Here is an 803-nt window from a genome sequence, read left to right on the forward strand (position 1 = left end):
AGCTCGGCGGCCCGGGTGAGATCAAAGTCGACAAGGTCGATGTCGACATCCCCGAGCCGGTCGATGCTCCTCCGGCCTATGACGGCAAACCGCCGTCGTACGAGGAAGCGGCTGGTACGGGTAGCGGTGGCAGCGGGAACAACGCCGGTGGTGGCAGGATCGTCACCACGCCTGGCGGATCTGGTGCCGGTGCCGGCAGCAACGCGGCCGGCCCCCGTGGGAACGCCTCCGGTGCGCTGGGCAGCGCAGACGGCAGTGGGTCGAGCGGCAGTGGGTCGAGCGGGCAGCCGGGTGCGGGCAGCACGAACACGGGTCAGGTCGGTACGTCCGCCCCCAACCAGACGCCGTCGGGCAGTGCGCTGTCGAGCAGTGCGCCGAGCACGTCTACACCCACGCCGGGCGCTGCCTCGCCGAGCAGTGCCGCGCAGGGCCCGGCGCCTGTGTCGGGTCCGCCGTCGAACGGCACCACGTCCAGCGGGCAGCCGGGTGCGGGCAGCACGAACACGGGTCAGGTCGGTACGTCCGCCCCCAACCAGACGCCGTCGAGCAGTGCGCTGTCGAGCAGTGCGCCGAGCACGTCTACACCCACGCCGGGCGCTGCCTCGCCGAGCAGTGCCGCGCAGGGCCCGGCGCCTGTGTCGGGTCCGCCGTCGAACGGCACCACGTCCAGCGGGCAGCCGGGTGCGGGCAGCACGAACACGGGCCAGGTCAGTACGTCCGCCCCCACTCAGCCCGCAGCGTCGTCTCAAAACGCGCAGACGCCAACCTCCGGTACGAGCACTCCGAGGAGCGGCACCGGGGCG

The 803-nt window shown here is 72.6% G+C and carries 3 protein-coding genes; all 3 read right to left on the reverse strand.

Going from position 1 to position 803, the window contains the following annotated elements; all coding sequences use genetic code 11:
- Positions 1-76: 76 nt before the first annotated feature.
- From ABFX45_RS39765 to ABFX45_RS39775, 3 genes are read right to left on the reverse strand one after another with little or no spacing between them, the layout of a single operon-like run.
- Entirely contained in the window at positions 77-310 is a 234-nt protein-coding gene (locus ABFX45_RS39765) for a hypothetical protein (RefSeq protein WP_346135959.1), read from the reverse strand.
- A 3-nt stretch (positions 311-313) separates the two neighbouring features.
- Positions 314-505, reverse strand: a complete 192-nt coding sequence (locus ABFX45_RS39770; RefSeq protein WP_346135961.1) for a hypothetical protein — start codon at positions 503-505, stop codon at positions 314-316.
- Positions 506-508: 3 nt separating this feature from the next.
- Positions 509-727 (reverse strand): hypothetical protein, encoded by a 219-nt coding sequence (locus tag ABFX45_RS39775; protein WP_346135963.1) that lies wholly within the window; start codon positions 725-727, stop codon positions 509-511.
- Positions 728-803 lie beyond the last annotated feature (76 nt).

This window comes from Lentzea roselyniae, from assembly GCF_039537795.1.
GTDB classification, from domain to species: domain Bacteria; phylum Actinomycetota; class Actinomycetes; order Mycobacteriales; family Pseudonocardiaceae; genus Lentzea; species Lentzea atacamensis.